This is a genomic window from Prevotella veroralis DSM 19559 = JCM 6290, assembly GCF_000377625.1.
Taxonomy (GTDB): domain Bacteria; phylum Bacteroidota; class Bacteroidia; order Bacteroidales; family Bacteroidaceae; genus Prevotella; species Prevotella veroralis.
The window spans coordinates 162,878-186,758 of record NZ_KB898328.1; the positions used below are offsets into that span (position 1 = coordinate 162,878).

General features: G+C 44.0%; 12 protein-coding genes. 11 read left to right on the plus strand and 1 reads right to left on the minus strand.

Annotated features, from left to right (window positions below; genetic code table 11):
- Nucleotides 1–463: 463 nt before the first annotated feature.
- The 9 genes from D464_RS0105460 (at nt 464) to D464_RS0105500 (ending at nt 20,258) form a co-directional block, all read left to right on the plus strand.
- Nucleotides 464–3,850 carry a SusC/RagA family TonB-linked outer membrane protein gene (locus D464_RS0105460; protein WP_024985881.1) on the plus strand — a complete coding sequence of 1,129 codons (3,387 nt, stop codon included), beginning with the start codon at nt 464–466 and terminating at the stop codon, nt 3,848–3,850.
- A gap of 193 nt (nt 3,851–4,043) precedes the next feature.
- The gene (locus D464_RS0105465) at nt 4,044–5,861 is read left to right on the plus strand and encodes a SusD/RagB family nutrient-binding outer membrane lipoprotein (protein WP_026284645.1); all 1,818 of its coding nucleotides are present in this window, start codon (nt 4,044–4,046) and stop codon (nt 5,859–5,861) included.
- 113 nt (nt 5,862–5,974) lie between these two features.
- Nucleotides 5,975–9,007: a GEVED domain-containing protein gene (locus D464_RS0105470; protein ID WP_018910506.1), complete on the plus strand. Its 3,033-nt coding sequence runs from the start codon at nt 5,975–5,977 to the stop codon at nt 9,005–9,007.
- Between the two features lie 177 nt (nt 9,008–9,184).
- Entirely contained in the window at nt 9,185–12,934 is a 3,750-nt protein-coding gene (locus tag D464_RS0105475) for an endo-beta-N-acetylglucosaminidase (protein WP_018910507.1), read from the plus strand.
- Nucleotides 12,935–13,080: 146 nt separating this feature from the next.
- Nucleotides 13,081–16,848 carry an endo-beta-N-acetylglucosaminidase gene (locus tag D464_RS0105480; RefSeq protein WP_018910508.1) on the plus strand — a complete coding sequence of 1,256 codons (3,768 nt, stop codon included), beginning with the start codon at nt 13,081–13,083 and terminating at the stop codon, nt 16,846–16,848.
- A 641-nt stretch (nt 16,849–17,489) separates the two neighbouring features.
- Nucleotides 17,490–17,801 (plus strand): T9SS type A sorting domain-containing protein, encoded by a 312-nt coding sequence (locus tag D464_RS0105485; RefSeq protein WP_018910509.1) that lies wholly within the window; start codon nt 17,490–17,492, stop codon nt 17,799–17,801.
- 47 nt (nt 17,802–17,848) lie between these two features.
- Nucleotides 17,849–18,397 carry an RNA polymerase sigma factor gene (locus D464_RS0105490; protein ID WP_018910510.1) on the plus strand — a complete coding sequence of 183 codons (549 nt, stop codon included), beginning with the start codon at nt 17,849–17,851 and terminating at the stop codon, nt 18,395–18,397.
- A gap of 92 nt (nt 18,398–18,489) precedes the next feature.
- Nucleotides 18,490–18,675 (plus strand): hypothetical protein, encoded by a 186-nt coding sequence (locus D464_RS13110; RefSeq protein WP_024985880.1) that lies wholly within the window; start codon nt 18,490–18,492, stop codon nt 18,673–18,675.
- Nucleotides 18,676–18,740: 65 nt separating this feature from the next.
- Nucleotides 18,741–20,258 (plus strand): glycoside hydrolase family 10 protein, encoded by a 1,518-nt coding sequence (locus D464_RS0105500; RefSeq protein ID WP_018910511.1) that lies wholly within the window; start codon nt 18,741–18,743, stop codon nt 20,256–20,258.
- A gap of 257 nt (nt 20,259–20,515) precedes the next feature.
- On the opposite strand, the gene D464_RS13915 is transcribed toward D464_RS0105500, so the two are convergent.
- Nucleotides 20,516–20,851: a hypothetical protein gene (locus D464_RS13915; RefSeq protein ID WP_018910512.1), complete on the minus strand. Its 336-nt coding sequence runs from the start codon at nt 20,849–20,851 to the stop codon at nt 20,516–20,518.
- 339 nt (nt 20,852–21,190) lie between these two features.
- On the opposite strand from D464_RS13915, the gene rbr reads away from it, so the two are divergent.
- Entirely contained in the window at nt 21,191–21,844 is a 654-nt protein-coding gene (gene rbr / locus D464_RS0105510) for a rubrerythrin (RefSeq protein WP_004381741.1), read from the plus strand.
- Between the two features lie 221 nt (nt 21,845–22,065).
- A complete protein-coding gene (locus D464_RS0105515) occupies nt 22,066–23,388 on the plus strand; it encodes a hypothetical protein (protein WP_018910513.1) in 1,323 nt (440 codons plus the stop codon).
- Nucleotides 23,389–23,881 lie beyond the last annotated feature (493 nt).

The window sequence follows — 23,881 nt, forward strand, 5'->3', positions numbered from 1 at the left end:
GGTAGAGGAGTGGATATGTAAGCAGCTTATTAGTTGTATGCTCTTGTATAGTTAAAAATACTTATAATAGTTAAATAGCTAAGGAAAGTGTGTTGTTATTACCATTATTTTCTTAATTTTGTACTCGTGAGGATTAACAAACCTATACTATACAAGGTGATGTTATGAGTATCTCTTTGATTGTCAGTCTGTTATTATGTACAAATAAGTCGTTGTGAGTATGATTACAGAGTGATGGGAGAGTGATAAGTAACCCTAATAACAACCTAACGTGAACAAGACCTAAGACGAAAAGTTCCGTATTTAAAATATAAGTGGATAATCTGAATCAGTGAAATCCCTTATATATATAAGGTGTAATAGAATCAGACACAAATGTAGATAAACTACGAAAGTGTTTGAATCCTCCATTTGAGCATTTGAAAAGGAATATTAAATAATAATGTTTAAAAGCCTAAACCTAATGAAATTCTTTAAAGAATCAAAGCAGAAGCACCTGTATTTCTCAGCTGCTTTTGCATGTGCTCTGTCGTTGGCTTCAACGAATGTTTATGCTAACAGCAGTACTGTTCAAGCAACCTCTGTGCAGTCAGTGCAACAGAATGGTAATCACAAAGTAACAGGTAAAGTTGTTGACTCTGCGGGTGAACCACTTATTGGTGCAACCGTAATGGTTGAGGGTACCACAAATGGTACTGTTACCGACATTGATGGTAACTTCGTTCTCAACACAACACCTAATGCCAAGCTCGTCTTCTCGTACATTGGTTACACTGCGCAGACCATCCCTGTGGCTGGTAAGTCAACCCTTAACGTATCCATGAAAGAAGAGACTAACACCATGAATGAGGTGGTTGTGACTGCAATGGGTATTATGAGAAAGGAGAAATCACTTACTTATGCAACCCAGCAAGTGAAGGCTGAGGATCTTATGAAGGTACAGGATCCTAATGCCGCAAACTCTCTTGAAGGTAAGGTAGCTGGTATCACGATTACACCAAGTGCTGGTGGTGCCGGTGGTGCATCGAAGATCGTTCTTCGTGGTAACCGTTCTATCCTTGGTAACAGTTCGCCATTGATCGTTGTTGATGGTGTGCCAATGAGTAATGGTATTCGTGGTCAGCAGGGTATGAGTGGTGAAGGCTTCGGTTCAACAGGTATGTCCGAAGGTTCTGACCCATTATCATTGATTAACCCAGATGATATCGAGTCAATCAACGTCCTCAAGGGTGCTAATGCTGCTGCGTTGTATGGTTCGCGTGCAGCCAATGGTGTTGTCATGATTACAACGAAGCGTGGTCGTGAAGGAAAGGTGGATATCAATGTTACCTCTAACATCACTTTCGATTCTCCACTATTGACACCAAAGATTCAAAAGACATACGGTTCAACATACGACCCAGCAACAGGTGCATTGTCATTGAATAACTGGGGAGGTAAAGTGGCAGACCGTGCTGATAACGATCTCATCGTTCGTTCTCCATTAGACGATCGTTGGGTAGGTTATGAACCAGAGCAGATTGGTACCGATGCTATGACGGGGGCACCCATCATGGCACGCCGTCATGACGTACACTTGCGTAATCGCACTGTAAATGATGTAGACAACTTCTTCCGTACAGGTGTAACCACTAACAATTCAATCTCACTATCAGGAGGAACAGAGACATCACGTACCTATGTTTCAGTAGCCAATAGTCATGCAACAGGTATGATGCGTAACAACTCCTACAATCGTAATTCTATCAGCTTCCGACAGACTTATAACTTCTTTAAGCGTCTTCACATCGATGCTTCAATGAACTATACTGAGACGAAGACAAGAAACCGTCCGGGTGGTGGTACGGTTGGTAACCCATTGTATCACTTGTACACTGCACCACAGAATATCGATATGGAATATTATCGCGACCATTATGTAAATGCAGAAGGAAAGTGGTTGTCTAATCCATCATCATATTATAAGTTGGATGGTAAAAACTTTACTTGGGCTGCAGGACAGCGTACAACCTTAACAGGTCCACAGCAGGAATGGGCATTCCTCTCACATCCAAACAATAACCCATACTGGTTGTTGAACATGGGTAACAGTCAGCAGAAGGAGAGCCGCCTCTTTGGTACATTGCAAGCAAATGTTGATATCTATGATGGTTTGACCTTCCAGGCACGTGTCAACTACAGTCAACTTCGCTTCAAGAACCACGCTACACGTTATGCAACTACCTTCTTACCAGCATCAATGGAAGACTACGGTCGCCTTTGGGATTCAGATGAGAAGACAACAGAGTTCTATACCGATTACCTTTTATCATATAATAAAGCCTTCGGAGACTACTCTGTTTCTGCAACAGCAGGTTTCGTTGGTCATACCATCAAGGGTGAAACAAAGAGTACAGACGTTGTTGCAACCTATTATGATCGCTTGATGCGTAAGCTCCCAACTATGGTTAACTACTTTGAAACGAGTGCCGGTGGCTATGGCGCAACCAGTACATCAAAGAGTTCTAACTGGGATCGTTCTTACCTCTTCACTACGCAATTAGGTTGGAAAGAGACGATCTATCTCGATGCTTCTTATCGTCGTGACTGGTATCGTCCGTTCCGTTACTTCAAGCAGTTAGGTAAGATCAACACTGATAACTACGGTTACTTTGGTATCGGTGCGAATGCTATTGTTAGCCAGTTGGTTAAGTTGCCAGATTGGATTAACTTCTTGAAATATCGTGTATCTTACTCTTCAGTAGGTAACTCTATACCAAATAAGGCATACGGTGCTATGACTCGTAACCTTCAGACAGGTGCGCTTTCTGGTAACAAGTTGCTTGACTTCGCTCCAGTACCAGAGGAGACGGGTTCTTTCGAGACGGGTATTGAGTCATTATTCCTCAATAATCGTTTGAGTTTCGACTTCACCTTCTATAATACGGTGGTAAGACATCTATATATGGAGTTGGGTTCTCTTGGTGGTAACACTGAATTGTTGAACTCTGCAAAGGTTCGTAATACAGGTTTTGAAACCACCATCGGTTACGACTTCAAGCTCGGTAAGGACTTGCGTTGGCGTACTTCTTACAACCTCTCATTCAATGATAACAAGATTCTTGAGACGGGTTACGATAAGGATGGAACCTCTCGTAAGTATCAGCAGACAGTAGGTGAGGCTAAAGTTGTTTATCAGAAGGGTGGCTCTATTGGTGATATTTACGCTGGCGACTTTATGCGTGATGCCAATGGTCACATCGTCTTGACGGCTAAGGGTGAGCCAACATTTGATAAGACAGGCTCTAATGACCGTTATCTCGGTAATATGAATTCTAAGTGGCAGATGGGTTGGACAAACACATTTAACTATAAGGACTTCCAGCTCTCAGTACTTATCAATGGTCGTATCGGCGGTAAGGTGTTCTCATTGACAGAGTCTTATCTTGATTACATCGGTGCTTCACAGCGTACAGCAGATGCACGTTTAGCAGCAGAGAAGAACAATATTGTTGCTAAAGACTATGGTAACGTTCCGGGAATGGTACTGAATGATGGTAGTGGTCGCATTGTTCCAATACAGGCTTACTATCAGGCGTTGGGTGCTTCAAGCAACCCATCAAGCTACCTCTATAGTGGTACTAACTTCCGTCTCCGTGAGCTATCATTGGGTTACACCTTCCGTGATGTTTTCGGTATGAACCGCAACTTGACACTCTCATTCATTGCTCGTAACCTGTTCTTCCTGTATAAGGATGCACCAACAGACCCAGATGTATCACTCTCTACACAGAATGGTCTCGGAGCATTTGAGAGCTTCAATATGCCATCATCACGTTCATTCGGTTTCTCTGTGAAGGCTAATTTCTAAGAGAGAAGAAGAGTTTTTAGGAGTTAAAGGGGCGAAAGGGAGTGAAAGAAGTTAAGATAATAGTGCTGATTGCGAAACTTCTTTGATAACCGAAGGGATTAGAGATGTTATCCTTTACGTGTACTTTCTCTCTTTACTCCTACTCTCTATAGATAAGGAAAATCAATAAACTAACAATCTAAAGAATAAAGTAATGAAAAGTAAACATATAATCGTACTCATGGCGATGGCATTGCCTACATTCGGTTTACAGTCATGCCTCGACTATGATAACCCTGGTGATGAGTTCAACTCAACAACTAAGAACGTTGAGAAAGTTACCAGCCGTGGTGATGTGGATAAGATTCCTTTCCGTCAAGCTACTGATGCAGCGGCTGCTGGTGCAGCATTGACTGCTATGCAAGATTTGCTTGATGCAGGTGTTGGTGGACAGTTCTCTATGCGTGGAGGTAAGAATGGTGAGAACCCAGGTCCACATGCTTATCAATACCAGTATTCTCTCGGTGTTGACAACTATGCTGAGTATTCTGTCGTTCCACACACCTTCTTCCAGTACTCTAAGATTCGTTTAGCATCATCATACGCTATTGACCAGAAGTGTTATGGGGGTGCATGGGGTTCATTCACAGAGATGAAGACGAGTCTTGTACCTATCTTGAATAACGAGAAAATCAATGCTATTCCAGAGCTGAAGGCTGCTTACTTGACACTTTTCAATCAGCAAGCTGTAGAAGTTGCTGACGTTTATGGTCCAATGCCCTATCGTGAGTTGAAGACGAACTTACAGGTTGGTCCTTATACATATAATAAGGTGGAGGATGTTTACAATGATGTTATTGCCAACCTTGACACCGCTGTTGCTTGCTTCCACTACTTCGATCAGAAGCCAGAAGCTTATAAGCAGAAGATTAAGGACGCATTCGTTGAACGCTTCGTAGTAATGAACAATGGTGGAACTGCTGACGGAACATTGAAAGAGTGGGCTCGTTACGCAAACTCTTTGAAGCTCCGTATTGCCATGCACATGGTAAAGAGCGACCCAGTTCGTGCACAGAAGTTAGCGGAAGAGGCTGTTACTGATGGTGTCATTGAGAATGAGTCTCAAAGTGTTTCTATCCGTCCGGGTGTGATGGGATTCAGTCATCCATTGCCAGGAGTAGAGAATTGGGGTGATGCCCGTATGAGTGCAACGATGGAGATAACCTTAAAGACCTTCGATCACCCATGGTTGAAATACCTCTTTAAGAAGAACGATAACGTAATTAAGAACAACAAGACGGGTGAGACGACACCAGCAAATACTCGTATTTGTGGTATACGTACAGGTACACACCCAGGTGAAGGACAAGGTTACGATGAGAACCAATACATCGCATTCAGTAAGTTGAATGAACAATACTTCACCACTGCTCCGCTTTATCTTATGAAGTATGCAGAGGTTTGCTTCTTACGTGCTGAAGGTGCACTTCGTGGTTGGAACATGGGCGGAACACCACAGCACTTCTATGAGGAAGGTATTCTTCATGGTAACTGCGAAGACCCAGAAATGAAGTCGAATGACGGTGAAGGACCTGCTGGTCAGCATGGTGTCAACTGGTATGACGCATGGATTCATAAGTACATGGAGCAAGAGAATCCTGTTGCTTACGTCTATAAGGATCCTACGGGTGATACCCCTGACGCTGCTTCTCCTATCCATGTTGGTGTGAAGTGGAATGATGGTGACTCTCAAGAAACCAAACTTGAGAAGATTATCACACAGAAGTATCTTGCCACATATCCTAATGGTTTCGAGGCATGGGTAGACCTTCGTCGTACTGGCTTCCCACGTATGTTGCCTGTTCTTAACATTGATGAGGCTGACGGTAGTTTGCTTCCTGGTGACATCATGCGCCGTTTGCCATTCCCTGGAACAAGTGATATTGCTACCAAGCAGGATGTTGACAACACTGGTATTCCTGCCTTGGGTGGTCCTGATAAGATGGCAACTCGCCTCTTCTGGGATAAGTAGACTCCTAACTTCTAATCGTATCGTTATCTTGAAACAACGTCTTAGCAGAGAGCATGAATCGGCTCTCTGCTGGGAACCAAATTATAGAAAGCTAATAACCAAGCCTAAATTATATGAATAAAAAAATTACTCTTAGTGCATGGCTCATTGCAGCCATGATGACAATGGCACCTGTTGGTGGTGCTAATGCACAAACGTCTCCAACTGCTTCAACGCAAGTTTATGATCTTTCTAAGCTTAGCGATCAGGTCTTATTAGAGCATTTTGCAGAGCTTATAGATCAAAATAAGAAGTATCCAACAGATGCTGATCTGCAGAAATGGGGCATTAAAGACGAGGTGGAATTCATTCGTTCTCACGTGAAGAAACGTGCTATTGAGTCACGTGAAGACCGTCTTATCAAAGACACATACGAGAAGCGTAACCTCTTTATGAATATTCCCGGCGGTGCAGGAAAGAACCTCGGCGGTTATCCATCAAAGACTTTTGCGAATGATAACTTCTCTATGTGGAACTATACCAACCTATTTGGTGCATGGAACTACGGGCTTTTCCAGGCTCCAGGTTCATGGGCTGACGCTGCGCACCGCAATGGTACAAGCATCTTTGCAGGTATCAAGTTCTTCGATCATACGACTGGTGGAGCTGCTGATAGTTGGGCTTCTTTCATCAAGAAACGCAATGCCGATGGGAACTTCCGTTATACACATGCAATCATCAACTGCATGCGCTTTCTCGGTTTCGATGGTATCAATTATAACTGGGAAAGCACGAATGCCTATAATGAGCAGGTCAATGTAGATTTCCACAAGGAGCTTTACAGGATTGCAAAGGCTGAAGGGTTTAATGATTTCAAGATCATGTACTATACTACCAGCCCAATGCTGACATCGCATAATTCTAACTATATATGGGGTACTAACCCTGACAACCGTATCTCTGAATTGATGCTGAACTATTCGGGTAATGACTTCAGTTATCAAATGGGCAGCTCTGTAAAAGTGGCAGAGAGCACCATGGGCTCTGCTGATGGTCTATATGCTGGTGTCTGGATTGTTAGTATGAACAGACGTTGGAACGACCTCAATAAGGACGAAGATACTAAGCGTTGTGGTATTTGCCTATGGGGTGAACATGCAGAGAGTCGCTTCTGGAGCTATAATACTGGTGGTGATGCTTTGTCACGTATGTCTAATTATCAAGAATATTTAGAGCGTGCTTTCTCTGGCGGTAATCGTAATCCTTTGTTACGTCCAGAGATTAGAAACACTGGTAATGAGGTTGAGGCACATAATGGCACACCTGCATTGAGCGCATTTGCGGGTCTTGCATCATGGATTCCGGAGCGTACTGCCATTTCTGGAAAACTACCTTTTGCAACTCACTTCAACATGGGTAATGGCGAACTTTATAATTATAAAGGTAAGAAGACAGCTGGCTCATGGTATAACATGAGTAGTCAGGATGTTGTTCCAACCTATCGTTGGTTGGTTGTTAATGCAGGTACAGAGGCTGCAAGCACAGCTATTCAACCATCTTTGACCAATGAAGATGCCTATACAGGTGGTGCTTGCTTGAGCTTGAAAGGTGTAAGCAATGCAGGTCCAACAGACGTTGTTCTCTATAAGACTAACCTCACCCCTTCTAAGGGTAAGGTCGTAGCTAAAGTTGCTATTAAGACTGGTAAAGAGGGAACAACAGACTCTAAACTTTCCTTGATTGTACGTGTGAATGGTGCTTGGAAAGCATACGAACTGGGTAAAACAGAGAATAGTAATTGGACAGAAAAGCGTGTAGAACTGAATGATATCACTACTAATCAGAAGATTGATCGTATCGGTTTGCGTGTAAATAATCCAGATGCTAACTATAAAGTTCTTGTTGGTAAGCTCGAAATCAATGATGACGTGACAGCCACACCAGCAAATGTTAAGGATCTGACCATCCAAGTGAAAGAAGAGACCAAGACCTCTCTTTCTGTAAAGGCTGTATGGGGTATCGATAAGGAAGCAGACTCGGCTCCAATCGTATATAACGATGATGCAAACATTGATCACTTCGAGATTCTCTATAAGAATGGACAGAACGGAACTGTTTCAGAGATCGGTCGTACTTCACAGTGGGCTACTTTCGTTCCTAACATTCAGTTTACTAACGAAAATGATAAGCCATTTATCGGTGTTCGTTCAGTAGGAACTGACCTCAAGACATACTCTAAGGTAGTATGGAAAGAAGTACCTCGTGCTAATCAAGCAGACCTCCCTAAGGCAAAAGATGATTCTTACGGCACAGTTGAATTGGATAATTCTGCTGCTGGCGCTGCCACTGCTAAGAAGATTCGTTACGTTCAGCAGTTCCAAACAGAGGGCGGTACAGAGAACATCAATTATACTGCTTCTGGTCCTGCTGGTAATGAAACCAACTATGTTGATGCAACTGATCAGAAATTGGTTGTGGCTCAAGGTGCAAAAGTCAAGGTGAAGATCAAGGGTTACAAAGCAACTGAATATACTGACGGATCACATGATGATCTCCGTTACTGCATGGGTAAAGCATGGATGGACTTTAATGGTGACCATCAGTTTAACCCTGATAACCTTACTGATAAGCCAGAGTCTGGTGAGTGTGTAGTCTTCTTCGGCAAGGTTCGTGCTGGTGTTCCTGAACAGGTAGAAAAACTTAATGAATACGAGTTCACCGTTCCTCAGGATGCTAAACCGGGTAAGAGTCGTATTCGCCTCGTATTCTGTGACGCATGGTTCCAAGGTGGTTTGACCCCAACGGGTAAGTTCAATAAGGGCTTTGCTATCGATTTTGACGTAGAGATCACAGGTACAAATACGCCTCGTCCTGGTAAGGTTGACACCCACGATAAGGGTAATGCTGAACAGCCAGAGATGCTTGAAGGTGGTTCAACTAACATTGAGACAGCTAATGCCGGCGCGGCTTCTTCAGTTGTAGTTGCCGATGGTAAGGTTAACTTTAGCAATGTTGAGCGTGCATGGATCTTCTCTGCTGATGGTCAGACTATCAAGAGTATGGTTCAGCCAAAGGCGTTCAATACAAACGAGTTAGTACCGGGTGTTTACCTTGTTAAGATGTTGAATAAGAATGTTATCCGCACACAGAAGATAGCAATCAAGTAATAAAAACGGAATAAGGTTAACTGACTTGCACACTACAAGTTGGTTAGCCTTATTCTATTTTATGGTACAAACCGATGCCCTCATCCATCTTCTCTGATGAAAAAATGGATGATGACGCATAGGAAAACAAGTCTTTAATAGAAAACCTAATCAATAAACGTAAAACTTAAATTATTTATGAAGAAATTAAATCTGCTCCTTTTGGGCTGTTGCTTGGCTCCTTCTACGCTTATGGCGCAGGAACTAAAGGATGGCTACATCTCGTGGGGATTCGAGTCACAACAGTTCCCCTCAAAATTGAGGGATTGGTCAAAAACCAGTCCAAAGATTAATGATGATGACAACTTCTTTATCTCTCGTGTGAAGCCAAAGATGCGTTTCCGCAATGCTGATACACAGGTGAGACAGAACCTTACAGTGGAGAATGACAAGCGACTTATTGCTTGGTTGCCATGGAACGTACCGAGCAAGAATGCTCTTCCTGATGGTGTCTTCGATTCCGAGGTGTTCTCAATGTGGCCTTACGTTACCCATTGGGGTGACTGGAACTGTGGCTTAGGTCGTATTCCAGCTGCGCTGCTTGACGTTGCTCATAAGAATGGTGTGCCTGTATCTTCGGTTGCAGGTATCCCTAATGATAATCTTTCAGGTAATTGGAAATCAGCTTTAGAAACCCTCTCTAAAGTTGATGCTAACAAGGCAGCAGCCTATATGAATTACTTTGGCTATGATGGTTTCGGTTACAACTCAGAGTATTATGAGACTTATACCCGTGGCAGGATTACTAAAGCAATTAAGGAATTTCATGTTAATCTGAATAGGGCGATGAAGCCGCTCAACCCCATTTTCGAGAATATTTGGTACGATGGTACACACGAAAATGGTAGTCTCCTCTTTGACAGAGGGCTGATAGATTCTAATAAGAATATATTTGGTGAAGCTGGTAGTGAGGCTGCTTCATTATTCCTTAACTATAACTGGAATCGTACATGGTTGTTGAAGAACTCAGTAGAGAAAGCTAAGGAAATCCATCGTGACCCATTATATCTCTATGCAGGTATCAATATGCAAGGTGGTGAACCAAAAACATATAGTACGATTCGTTGGACAATGTTGAAGGACTACCCAATTTCTATTGGTTTGTGGGGAGCTCACTCTCAGAACATGTTCTTTGAGAGCCGTGGTGAGAAGGGAAGTGACCCTGAAATCAAGCAACGCACCTATATGTTGCGTACAGAGCGTTGGTTCTCAAGTGGCTCACGTAACCCTGTTAACAACCTTGAAATCAATAACAGTTTGAATTACAACGCTGACAACTTTGATTTTGCAGGTATGTCTGCTATGATGACAGCGCGTAGTTCCATGTCATGGAATCTAACCGAAGAACCATTTATCAGCTATTTCAACTTGGGTAATGGTAAGTTCTTCAACTATGATGGTGAGCGTAAGAACGACCGCCCATGGGTTAACGTGGGTGTACAGGACTACTTACCAACATGGCGTTGGTGGTTTGCTACCAAGTTATTAGGTCGTCAGCCTATTGATGTCCCAGATAATGGTACAGGCTTAGATGCCGAGTTTGTATGGGATGATGCTTATCTTGGTGGTTCTACTGTACGCATCTTTGGTAACACTCCTAAGGAGTATCTCCACCTCTTCAAGACCGATTTTGAGTTGAAGTCAGGCGATAAGATCACCTTCCGTTATAAGGTGAAGGCTGGTAAGTCAGATGCTTCTTTGGTTCTTCTAACAAAGGATAATGTAAGTGCCGAGAATGATTATAAGGTATTGAATGCTTCTGATGAGACAGATGAAGATAAGTGGGTAGAGAAGACTATCACCGTTGATGGCACCTTAGCTAACAAGCACCTTGCACTCGTTGCATTGAAGATGGAGAATGCAAGCAACCTTAATCTCTATCTTGGCGAGTTCTCTATTGTACGTGGTACATTCGAGAAACCAGCAAAGCCAGAGGTAGTATCTACCACCTTGTTGCACTCTGCAAAGAATGGTGTTGATGGTAAGATCATCTTCAACATGCCTAATAATAAGCCGGCAGGTGAGCCTTGCTACAACACGGATGTGAAGACTTCTCTCTTCAAACTCTGGGCACAGCAGGGTAATGGAGATCCTATTTTGATGGGTGTTACAACCTCTTGGGCAGGTATGTACTACTCTGTTCCAGTTAATCTCGAGGGCGAGGGTACGATTAAGTTCGGTGTTTCTGCTGTATCTCTTGATATGAAGAAAGAGAGCGACATAGCATGGGGCACAGAGCAACACTCTATCTTTACTCAGTACGAATATAATGATGAAATCAAGGCTAATAAGTCTGTCATCAAACCTAACGAAGAGTTTACAGTAGCTTATGTAGACCCACGTCATGAGGCAGGAAACTGGAAGATTGAGCATAATGGAACTGTTGTTGCAAGCAGTGACAACACTAAGGAGATCCATGTTAATGGCTTAAACGATACGGGCTTCTATGACCTTGTGCTTACAGGTATGGTTAAAGAGAATGGACATCGCGTCAATAAGGAAGTAAGATACTCTAACTACATTCAGATTACTTCTGATGCTGTCGGTGCTGTACCACATATCAACTCTCTAACTGCCAACGATCAGACAACTTCTATCGAGGTTATGCCTAAGGATGAAGTAACTATGAGGTATGTAGGTAAGAAGGCTGACGGTGCTGGCTCAAGAGCTATCAAGGCACTTGAAAAACCTATTGCTGTTAAGGCTTCCGAATTAGGTATGTCTGATAATAAACATGCTTGGTCACTTGCTTTCTGGGTGAAGTTTAATAGCTTCTCTGGCGGTACACAGATCGTTGACTTGCGTCACCCTGGTACTGGATGGCCTGCAAACAACTGGGGTACTATTTGGTCTACATACGATCCAAATAGCGGTGTCTTGGATGTAACACTTCGTAAGAGGAATAATGCAAGTAACCCTGAATACCATCAACGTTGGAAAGTTGACTTCATTCCTGGTGCATGGACACACTTCATCTTAGCGATGGATGGCAACGGAACCGATACAAAACCAATGGTCTATATCAATGGTAAGAAAGCCAAAGCACACAACTGGAAGATAGGTGACAGAGAGGGCGATGGCTTGTGTACAGAGCGTTATGCGAGTGAGAGCTGGTGGGATGCTAATATTCTCGGTATCAGTCTCGGACGTCATCAAACAGCTGCAATGAATGCCACGGTAGACGATGTTAAGTTCTATGATAAGTATCTCTCTGAAGCCGATGCCACAAAGTCTATGATGTCAACCGACACCAATGAAGACGGTTTGAAGGCTTATTGGAACTTTGAAGATAATGCTGATGGTGACAACTACTTTGTTAGTAAGGTTGGTTCAGCTAAGTTGGCTCATGGCGAACTACGTACTGGAGTAGGTGAAGGTGTTGCAGGATTTGTGCCAGATGCACCTACTTACGATGCAGGTAGTCCATTTGTTACAGGTAACTTCAAGGTTACTACAACCGCAGAGTGGGCAGCAAAGAAGGCAACCATCATAGAGAAATCAGGTAACGACCTTGCTGGTTCTGCTAAACTGAAGTATGCTAAACCAGGCGATTATGAGGTAACTTTGACATTGAAGAATGCTCATGGTTCAGATACTCGCACCTTCAAGGTAATCAAGGTGAAAGCTGATCCAACAGGTATCAATGGTACAGAGGCTGCTGACATGAAGGTTTATTCAGTTGATCGTGATGTATTACTTGACATTGAAACAGCTGGTAACTATCTTGTTCAGATTTACTCTACCAATGGTCAACTCGTAGCTGGTAAGAGTCTATCAGTCAATGGTGCCGATAATGTTCGCCTCCATCTTGGTGCTCAAGGCGTTTATATTGTGAACGTAAAGAAGGATGGTAAGACACTTCGTACCGTTAAGTTAATCTGCAGATAAGATGTTTTTTGAGAAGTGAGGGGAGTCCAATAAAATGAAAGTATCTCCCTTTGCTTCTCAAAACTCTGTTCACTTCTCAAAATAACTCCCCTTAAAAACCTAAAATAATAACCCCTTAAACCAATTATTAACTAAACATTTAAATCATGAAAAGGTTTACGCTTTTTGCGTCCTTGGCTTTGGTTAGTTGTTTGAGTGCTACTGCACAGCGCACTCCGACACATCCGTTAGACATTCAGGACGCCAAGTTTGAAGATCTCCCTAACTATCTGGAAGCCTGGATGAAAGGAGACATGAAACAGCCACAGGGCGTTAGTGCGATTGATGATCAGTTCTACATCTCTCGCGTTCGTCCGTTGGAACGTATCAAAGATGGTGATTATCAGGTGCGTCCGGACGTTAAGTCAGAACGCAAGATGTGTCTCTGGACACCACTTGATGACCCTACCTCTAAGTGGAAGGCATTGCCTCGTTATTGTTTTGAAGGCGATAACTTCAGTCTTTGGTCATACATTGACATTCACGGAAACTGGACTTCTCCATGGGTTCGTTCGTCTGCCGGTCTTACTGACGTAGCCCATAAGAATGGTGTGTCTGTAGGTTGTGTGATGTCAATACCCTATGGCGCAAGTGTTTACCCAAATCCTTTTGCGGGTAACACCTATGGTAAAATCCTGTACAAACTGCTTCAGAAACAAGGCGACAAGTATAAGTATGCTGCACCATTCGTGCGCTTAATGAAGTATTACGGCATCAATGGTATCGGTTTCAACTCAGAGTTTCGTACCTCAGCCACGATAATGGAAGAGCTAACTAACTTCTTCGTTGAATGTCATAAAGAGGCTAAGAAGATTGATTGGAAGTTTGAGGTACACTGGTATGATGGTACTGCTGATAGTGGTTACATCCACTTTGATGGTGGTTTAGGTAACCATAACAAGAAGATCTTTGGTGATAAAGACCACATTGCAACCGATATGCTCTTTGCCAACTACAACTGGTATGATGGGCTTCTGAGCGGTTCTGTCAACACTGCGAAGAGCTTAGGTCGCAGTAGCTTTGACTATTATGCAGGCTTTGATATACAAGGACGTGCATTGCGGAATGACCATTGGAGTGCATTACTAAACAATGACATCTCTATCGGCTTTTGGGGTGCTCACTCACAAAGTCTCATCCATCAGAGTGCAACCGACGATGGAACATCAGACGTAGCGATACAGAAAGCCTATCTAAAGAAGCAAGAATTGATATTCAGTGGAGGTAATAACAACCCCGGTTATCTGCCCAGTATCAAAACGAATTGTACGTTGGCTAACTCGAGCCTAAGGAACTTCCACGGTCTTGCAACATTCCTTACAGCGAAGTCAACCATACAACAGATACCATTTGTCTCACGTTTCAACCTTGGTAACGGATTGAGCTTCCGCAAGGATGGACAGGTCGCTTTTGATCATAAGTGGTATAACCTCAATACCCAAGACTACATGCCAACATGGCGTTGGTGGATTACTGATCGCACCGACCAAGTGAATGGTGGTAACATCAACGGACTGGTGAAAGCAGAGCTAACGTTCGATGATGCTTATTGGGGAGGCTCTTGTTTGTCACTCTCCGGACAGACCGACTTCTCTCGTGTAAAGCTCTTTAAGACCATGCTTGAGGTGCAACCTGACTATGAGTTCTCGGTTACCTATAAGACATTGAAGGGAACAGAGTCACACGCGAAACTCTTTGTTGCATTGAAGGGTCACACCACTGACTACAAACAAGTCGATTTACCTGCTACAGAGACTGCAGGTAAATGGAGCACATTCACTGTTAAGGCGTCTGAACTTGGGCTTGTTGCAGGTGACAAGGTGGCTATGATGGGACTTGTTGTAGAGAATAGTCCTGCTGATTATCAGCTCCATGTTGGTGAGATGGCATTGCGTAATAAGGCACAATCATTCAATACTGTTACTCCTACCATTAAGAAAGTACAGGTGCTCCGTGGGCGTTACAATGCTTGTGACTTTAAGTTGCAGTATGCTTCAAAGGAGGAGAAAGACTGGGAGAAGACCTATAATGATGAGGTTGGAACATGGTATTATGAGATCTACTTCCAGCAGAAAGGACAGGAAGAAAAGCTCCTTACCGCCACAACTTCATGGGCTGCTTACGTTGTAGATGCACCTATGTTGTCAGGTGCCGACAAGCGTGAATGCCGCTTCGGAGTGCGTGCCGTTGCCCCTGATGGTAAGCAGGGTTCAGCGATCGTATGGTCTAACTATCAAACAGTTGATTATGACCAGCCATTAAGCGACGTAGTTGCTGACCGCCCAGTCATCAAGCCGAACGAGGAGTTCACATTGAAGTATCTTGACGAGATGGTGCCTGCTGCAAAGTCATGGACATTGAAGAACTCTGTGACGGGGGCTACTGTTGCAACCGTGGAAAATGGTACAAGTGCTACATTCAAGGTTGAGCAGGAAGGTACTTACGACCTCGTTGTTGTTGATAGTAAGGGTAAGTCAACCACAACACGTGGTAAGGTGAAGATCACACCAGAAGCTACTGGTGCTGTTCCTCACATCAACTCGCTCACATCAAACAAGTCTATGGAGCAGACCACCAAGCCTGTTACTTACACCTACGACGCTCGTTTGGGCGAAGGTAAGGCTTCTCATGGTTTGGTAATCAATGATCCTAAGATGTTCCGCATCCCTGGTGACGTTCAAAAAGGTAAGTCTTATTCATACGCATTGTGGTTCAAAGCTGATAACTTCAACCATGATAAGCAAGGAACAAACCTTATCAACAAGAACTCTATCTATGATAAGTGGCCTCACAACAACTGGGGTGACCTTTGGGTAACTATCCGTCCGGAGTGGAGAAGTCACCCTGCTAATGAGGTGTCATTCAATACAATGGGTTGGACCGAACATGACAATCCATACGAGGATGTGATGACTAAGGACTATAGCATTACTCCTGGTGTATGGAACCACATAGTTGTGACCCACGATGATGGTAACATTCAAAAGATCTACTTCAACGGTCGTCAAGTTGCAAGTCACAGCTTCGCAAACTCTAAGCGTCGTGAGGATGTAGCACTGAGTGACCGTCGTATCGATCCAAGTAAGGTTGCCGACATCTTCATCGGTGGCGGTGGTGTTTACAAGAGCGGCTTCAATGGTGTCATTGATGAGGTTCAGGTATGGGACAAACCACTGTCTGAAACTGAAGTTTTAGAGGCTATGAAGGGTTATAAAGAAGGCTCCGTACCTTCTCACCTAAAGGCTTACTTCACCTTTGAAGAGGCTAATGGTATGAAGTTCAAGAACCTTGGTAGTGCTGGTAGCGATTATGACGGTTCTGTTGTCGTTGTCTCTGGCAGCGGTGGTGAAAACACCTCCGGAGCTTCTTATGTAGACCAACAACCTAACAACGATGTACTCGGTTTCCCTGGTATCGTTGGTACCTACGATGTGAAGACCACTCCTACATGGGTATTAGGTGATGGTAAGATCTCATCAGAAGCAGATAAGACAGCAGTTGTTACATACGCTGCTCCGGGTAAGAAGAATGTCACCTTGAAGTTGAAGAACGGATGGGGTGAAGATGAGAAGACGGTGAATGAAATCGTTGAAATCACTGCTCTACCAGACGGCATATCTACTGTTGAGACCGAAACAGGCTTGAGTGTTTATCCGAATCCATTTGTTGAAAGCGTCAACATGCGCTTCGCTGAGGGTGGTCATTACACATTAAATATCCTTGGCGCAACCGGTTCGCTCTTACAGAGCAATCAGTTTGATGCAGTACAGGGACAGGTTGTTAACGTTGCTATCAGTGGTACACGTGGCATCTACTTCGTACAGGTAATGAAGGATGGAAAGACTTACAAGACCTTGAAAGTAGTCAAGAAATAATTTAGGTTTAAGTTTTATATCAGTGAGCTGGGCAGCTCCTGCAAGTAATTGTGGGTGCTGTTTCAGCTCACTTCTCGTTAGACAGAGTACCTAATAGGGTGTGTTAAAGACAGAGTAACATAATAACTGGTCATGCAGTAACACGTTTTTAGACAGAATGAACACAATGACATGTGTTTTTGCTGACATATTCTTAGACAGAATGACACAATGACATACGGTTTTTATTGACATATTCTTAGACAGAATGAACACAATGACATACGATTTTACTGACATATTCTTAGACAAAAGAACACAATGACATGTGTTTTTACTGACATATTCTTAGACAGAATGAACATAATGACATGTGTTTTTACTGACATATTCTTAGGCAAAAGAACACGATGACATGTGTTTTTACTGACATATTCTTAGGCAAAAGAACACGATAACATGCGTTTTTACTGACATATTCTTAGGCAAAAGAACTTTAAGATCCTTGCTGCAAACTTAGAGTCCTTTTTGTCTTAAACAAGCTGTTCCTCTGTTCTTTTCTTTGGTTAATTATTATTAAAGATACCCTGTTTAATACAATAAACAAGGTGAAGGTATGGCGGAAATTGTTATCTTTGTAGCTAATATAAAAGCATTCGTCTATGGTAAAAAAGATATTTACTCCTTTCATACTCACCTTAATACTCCTCATGGGGGTTGTTACTACGGCTCGTGCAGAAGCTCCCGCTGATATGATAGAACAGGAGCTTCCGTCAATCACCATTACTGTCACAAGCAACATCCTACATGTTGTTGGGGCAGAGAATGAGGTTCTTTCGATCTATAACATTACAGGTGTAAAGGTTCTGAATGTGCGTGTTGATGGCAATGATAAGCACTACACTCTGAACTTCCCAAGGGGTTGCTACATCGTGAAAGTAGGTAAGTTAGTCCGCAAAATATCAATTCGTTAAGACAAGATACCCCTCTTGTCTGATACAGAAATAGCTTTTTGACAATCGTGTCTCCCCTCGATGAATCGGAAGAAGTTCGCTTGTTGGCGAGCTCGGAAGAGCGACAAAAAGCGTTCGAAGACATTGTTAACCAGTATAGCGAGCAGCTATATTGGAAGATTCGTAGTATTGTTCTTACGCATGATGATGCCGATGACGTGTTGCAGAATACGTTGTTAAAGGCATGGAAAGGACTTGACAATTTTCAAGGCAAGTCCCAGCTAAGTACGTGGTTATACCGCATTGCCATCAACGAGTCGCTCGCTTTTCTACGCTGTAAGCGTTCGGAGGTTATCGCGGGGGCTGAAGCTGAAATGCACATCGCCAGTGAGTTGTTGGCTGATGAGTATTTCGATGGTGATAAGGGACAGGCGTTGCTGCAAGAAGCCATCGCCACCTTGCCTGATGTGCAGCGTATGGTATTCACCTTACACTACTTTGATGAGATGAAGTATAGCGATATGAGCGACTTACTGGGTACGAGTATCGGAGCATTGAAAGCCTCCTATCACATTGCAATAGAGAAGATTACAGCGATTATGAAGCGTTACGAGTGATGTTCCTCATCGTTCAGAACGAAATAAAATAGCACCTTGTTTAAACCAATGGGTCGATTCAGAATCAAAGAAGTAATAAGTATAATGCTCTTATGAAACCAGAATTTTACCTACAAACAACTTATGGAAAGGTGCGTCCTTTCCGTGTTCCCGATGATTATTTTGCGTCTTTTCCCAGCCGACTGATCAATAAACTGTTAGCGAATGAGGCTGTGGCAGGTTGGGAAGAGCTACGCCAGCGGATGAATGAAGACCATCGCCTGTCTGCTAATATATAATAAGGTGTAGCGGAGGAGACCGATTTTTAATAATTAAAAACATAACAAAGAGAAAGATAAAACACATGAGACAGATTCGTGAAGGCATGAAAGTTCTATCGTTGATAGTACTTTTCATGGCTGTGAGTATGGGCATCTTTGCCAAGAGTCAACCGTCAAAGCGCGAGTTTCGTGGGGCTTGGATCCAGTGTGTCAATGGGCAGTTTCAGGGTATCGGAACGCAACAGATGCAGCAAACCCTGCGTTATCAGTTGGACGAACTACAAAAGGATGGAGTTAACGCCATCATCTTTCAGGTGCGACCGGAGTGTGACGCGCTCTATCCAAGTAAGTTAGAACCATGGAGCAAGTTCCTCTCTGGGCGTCAAGGACAGGCTCCTTCGCCTTATTGGGATCCCTTGCAATGGATGATTGACGAATGTCATAAGCGGGGAATGGAGCTGCATGCGTGGATCAATCCCTATCGTGCTAAGACGAAGACAACCAACCAGTTGGCTAATAACCACATCGCTGTGCAACATCCCGAACGCGTCTTTTCATACGATGGACAGTACATCTTGAATCCAGCTTTGCGTGAGAATCGTGAGTATATATGCCAGGTTGTTAACGACATTGTGACCCGCTACGATGTAGACGGACTTCACATTGATGATTACTTCTATCCTTATCCTGCTGCCGGACAGCCCATTCCCGATCAACGCAACTTCCAACAGGATCCGAGAGGATTCTCGAATATCAACGACTGGAGGCGTGATAACGTTGATGTCTTCGTCAAGGAGTTAGGCGAAACGATACATAAAGCGAAGCCATGGGTGAAGTTTGGCGTGTCACCCTTTGGTATTTACCGCAATCAAAAGACTGACCCTCGTAACGGAAGTAGGACGAATGGACTTCAAAACTACGATGATCTCTATGCCGATGTACTAAAGTGGGTGAACAACGGATGGGTTGATTATTGTGTTCCACAGCTCTATTGGGAGATCGGCAATCGTGCTGCTGACTACAAGGAATTGATTGGTTGGTGGAATCGCAACGCTGGGAAACGCCCATTATACATAGGTGAAGACGTGTTGCGAACCGTCAAATTCGCTGATCCACAGAACCCTTCTATCCATCAGTTAGCGGCTAAGCGCCGCTTACACCAGCAGTCGGCAAATGTCAATGGAACGGTACTTTGGTATGCAAAGTCGGCTGTTGACAACCCTGGAAACTATGGAACTCTCTTGCGAACAGACTACTGGCGCTATCCAGCCTTGCAACCCTTAATGCCTTTCATAGACTCTGATGCACCGAAGCACCCTAAGCGGTTGAAGGCAAAATGGGAGCGCGATGGCTATTACCTGACGTGGAAAGCTCCGAAGGGAAAGGGCTGGCAGGATGAAGCCTACCGATATGTTGTCTATCAGTTCACGCCCGACGAGCCTCTTAATACCGATGACCCGTCAAAGATTATAGCCGTGCCTTACGACAATAAGGTGCGTTTGAATTATAAAGATGGCAGTTGTAAGTACGTCTATGTGGTCACTGCTCTGGATCGAATGAGCAATGAGAGTGCAGGAAAGAAGAAGAAGGTGAAGCTGTAAAGAGGTTCTCTAAAACCCCACCCGACCTCCCCCAAGGGGAGGGGTGCCTAACGGAAGTTAATTAGGGGAGGCTCTTCTTTAATTCAAAATTCAAAGTTCAAAATTCAAAATTATGATTAGATAGAGTTGACGAGTGGACAGGTTGACAAGTAAACGAGTTGTTTGTTCTATCAAAGAGGGCGTTTCTTCGATATGAAGGAAGCCTCTCTTCGATGCGACGGAACGCCCTCTTCAAAGCGAAGAAGGCGTCTCTTTAATTAAAGATAATGCCAACCTGTAGGGACAGACGCCCTCGTCTGTCCGCCAGAGTCCGCCAGATCCGCAACCAACTTCCCCGCTTTATGCGGACAGACGAGGGCGTCTGTCCCTACTTTGTGGTATCCTTTTGTATAGAAAGAACCATTCCAATTAGCTTCCGTTAGGCACTCCTCCCCTTGGGGGAGGCTGGGTGGGGTTCCCATACGAGGGCGTCTGTCCCTACTGTGAAGCCTCACCCTGTCCCCTCTCCCAATGGAGAGGGAGAGTAGATAGTACCACTTTTCGACAGAACAAACAACTCGTTTACTTGTCAACCAGTCCACTCGTCCACTCATACCAGCCACACTTTAGAAGTTAAGCAAGACCTTTGGGGAAGACATCCCCTCCTTCGGAGGGGCTTGGGGAGGCTTTAATTTGAATTGTGAACTTTGAATTTTGAATTAAAGAAGAGGCTTCTTTTACTAATTATCCATCGTCTAAATAGATTAGTTGAGAGGTAAAAGTATATGAAAAGAGTTGCTTGTTTCGGATATAATTCATACCTTTGCAACGTGATTTGGAATAATTACAAAGATACTAAAAGGATAACACTTGATAGCGAGCTGATCGTTAGGAGCGATGGAGCTATCAATGAAGAATAAAACAGATATACATTATTTAAATACAAAAACATTATGAAGAAGAAGTTTATTTGCACAGTTTGTGGTTACATGTATGAGGGTGCTGAGGCTCCTGCTGAGTGCCCAGTTTGTCACGCAAAAGCCGATAAGTTCAAGGAGTTCAACCCATCTGCTTTGAAGGGAACAAAGACAGAGCAGAACCTAAAAGCAGCTTTTGCAGGTGAGAGTCAGGCTCACACTAAGTACCTCTACTATGCTTCTAAGGCAAAGAAAGACGGTTACCAGCAGATCGCCGGGTTCTTTGAAGAGACCGCACTAAACGAGAAGGAGCATGCTAAACTATGGTTCAAGTTCTTGCATGAAGGCGATATCCCAACAACGACGAAGAACTTAGAAGACGCTGCAAATGGTGAGAACTACGAGTGGACGGATATGTATGATCAGATGGCAAAGACCGCTATGGAGGAAGGCTTCCCAGAGTTAGCTGTTAAGTTCCGCGGCGTTGGTCAGGTTGAAAAGCACCACGAGGAGCGTTATCGCAAGCTGTTGAAGAACATTGAGGACAAGGTTGTCTTCTCTCGTGATGGCGATTGCATTTGGCAGTGCCGCAACTGTGGTCATATCGTAGTAGGTAAGTATGCACCTGCTGTATGCCCTGTTTGCAACCACCCACAGAGCTTCTTCCAGGTTCAGGAGAATAACTTCTAAATTCTCACTGAGCGTGACGACGATAAGACAATAAGTCGGTCTTTATAATTCCACATCGTCAGTCGCACTGGAGAAGAAAGACTATAAGAGTTGTATCAACGCTTGATACAACTCTTTTTTATATCACCTTTTGCCACGAAAGCACCCGTTTTCTCAGATAATTTTCGTACTTTTGCGCCACTTTTTGCCCTTTGGCAACAACATAAACATAACGTTTTACGATGGAAACTGCAATGGATAACGAAACAGAAAGTCTACAAGCATGGACTGAAGTAAATCACCAGTCAGAAGATTATAACCCTTTCGTGAAGGCATCGCTACTAACTCGTGCCACACAATTCAGCCTTTGTCGCATGGGACGGGAGCCTGAGCAGGTGCGCCAGAGCTTTGTTGTTTTTCGTGCGAAAGGCACTACCGAGTGGGAAGATAATGCCCCACTGGGACGCATTGAAGCGATGGTCTTAGGCGATGATGACGAGGAGGTGCGTCCTACGGAAGTAATCAATTTAGGTGTAGACCCAGCCGATTTCCTCACGATGGTGCACCAGGATGCCGAGTCAACAACCTTTCGGATTGATTGGTATCATGGTGAGGTACGGGTCGAAGGAGCGAAGAAGACCGATGAAGGATACAAAGTTCATAAGGCGGATTGTGCTGATGGTAAGCCACTGACGTGCACCCTCATGCCTGATAAAGAGGGCGATCCGTTTACCTTGGAACTGCAGTTACCCTTTTCCGGGTTTAATATCACGGGCGAAGATGGAGCTATGGTAGTGGGCGATCTGACCATTTCTTCTGACGAATTAGACAAATATACCTATCGTTTCGAAGGTAACGAGGATGATGATCGGTTTGCTGTTAGCCTCGACGACTTGGCTCAGAGCTATCAATATATATGGTATGAGGATGGCACGCTATCGGTTCGCAACCTCCGAAAGAAGATGGAGAAGGTGCGCGAGCAGGCTGCCCAAGGAAAGCTGTCGGAGCTGTTACAGGGTTCGCGCAACGCTTTGGTGAAACATAAAGACACCCGTTGGCGAATCATCGTTACGAAGGCGTTGCAGACAGAAGAGGCTATGGATCTGAATGCGGTGGACTTATGTCGGATGGTATTCACACGTTTTCAGACCACAGATGTGGATGAGGATGCGTTGATACAGGAGCTAATTGCGATGGAAGACCACCATTATTTCCAATGGATGTGGCTCAAATCGGACGATTGGCAGCATGAGTATCTGGCTGATTTGATGGGACTTGATGGTATAGAACAGGATCAGGAGAAGATGATGCAACTGGCATTACGTTATAATCAGTTCGATCGGTTCATGCAGAAACTGCGCCGTGCTTCATTGGATGAGGTTGGTCCGGTGCAGGCTGATGCACTCCAGATGCGCAACAACAAACGTAAGATTACACGTTGTCTGAAGCGTTTAGAGCGTCATCAACAAGGCGAGGAATCCTTATGGGAAGCCGATTTGGAGGAGCGAGAAGAGCAGTTGCTGTTCTTCCGCAGCTACCATAGTGCATTTGAGACAGTCGATTGATTGCTTTGCAGTTCGGATTCTTTTTTGTATTTTTGCAGTGCTGTCTGAGTTGGCAAGTAGACGAGTTAGCAAGTAAACAAGTTGCTTGTCTTGTGGGAGACATCGCACCGAAAAGGCAGTTGGGATGGTCACTTGGTGTGTAACGAAACTGTGCCTCATTAGCAGAAACAGCAGGGGCAAGAACGAGGAGACGCCCTCGTCAAAAGGAAGAGGGCGTTCCGTCGCATCGAAGAGAGGCTTTCTTCACATCAAGGAAACGCCCTCTTTAAATTGAAGAGAAGCTTTCTTCAAATGAAGTGAACATCACCGTGTAGGGACAGATGCCCTCGTCTATCCGCCAAATCACGATTAATCCTCCCCAATCTACCTCTCTTTAGGCGGACAGGTGAGGGCATCTGTCCCTACATTGAGGCACTACATCCAACAGAACAAGTAACTTGTCTACACGTCAACTCGTTAACTTGTTTACTCAAACAAACAACTACAATAAATC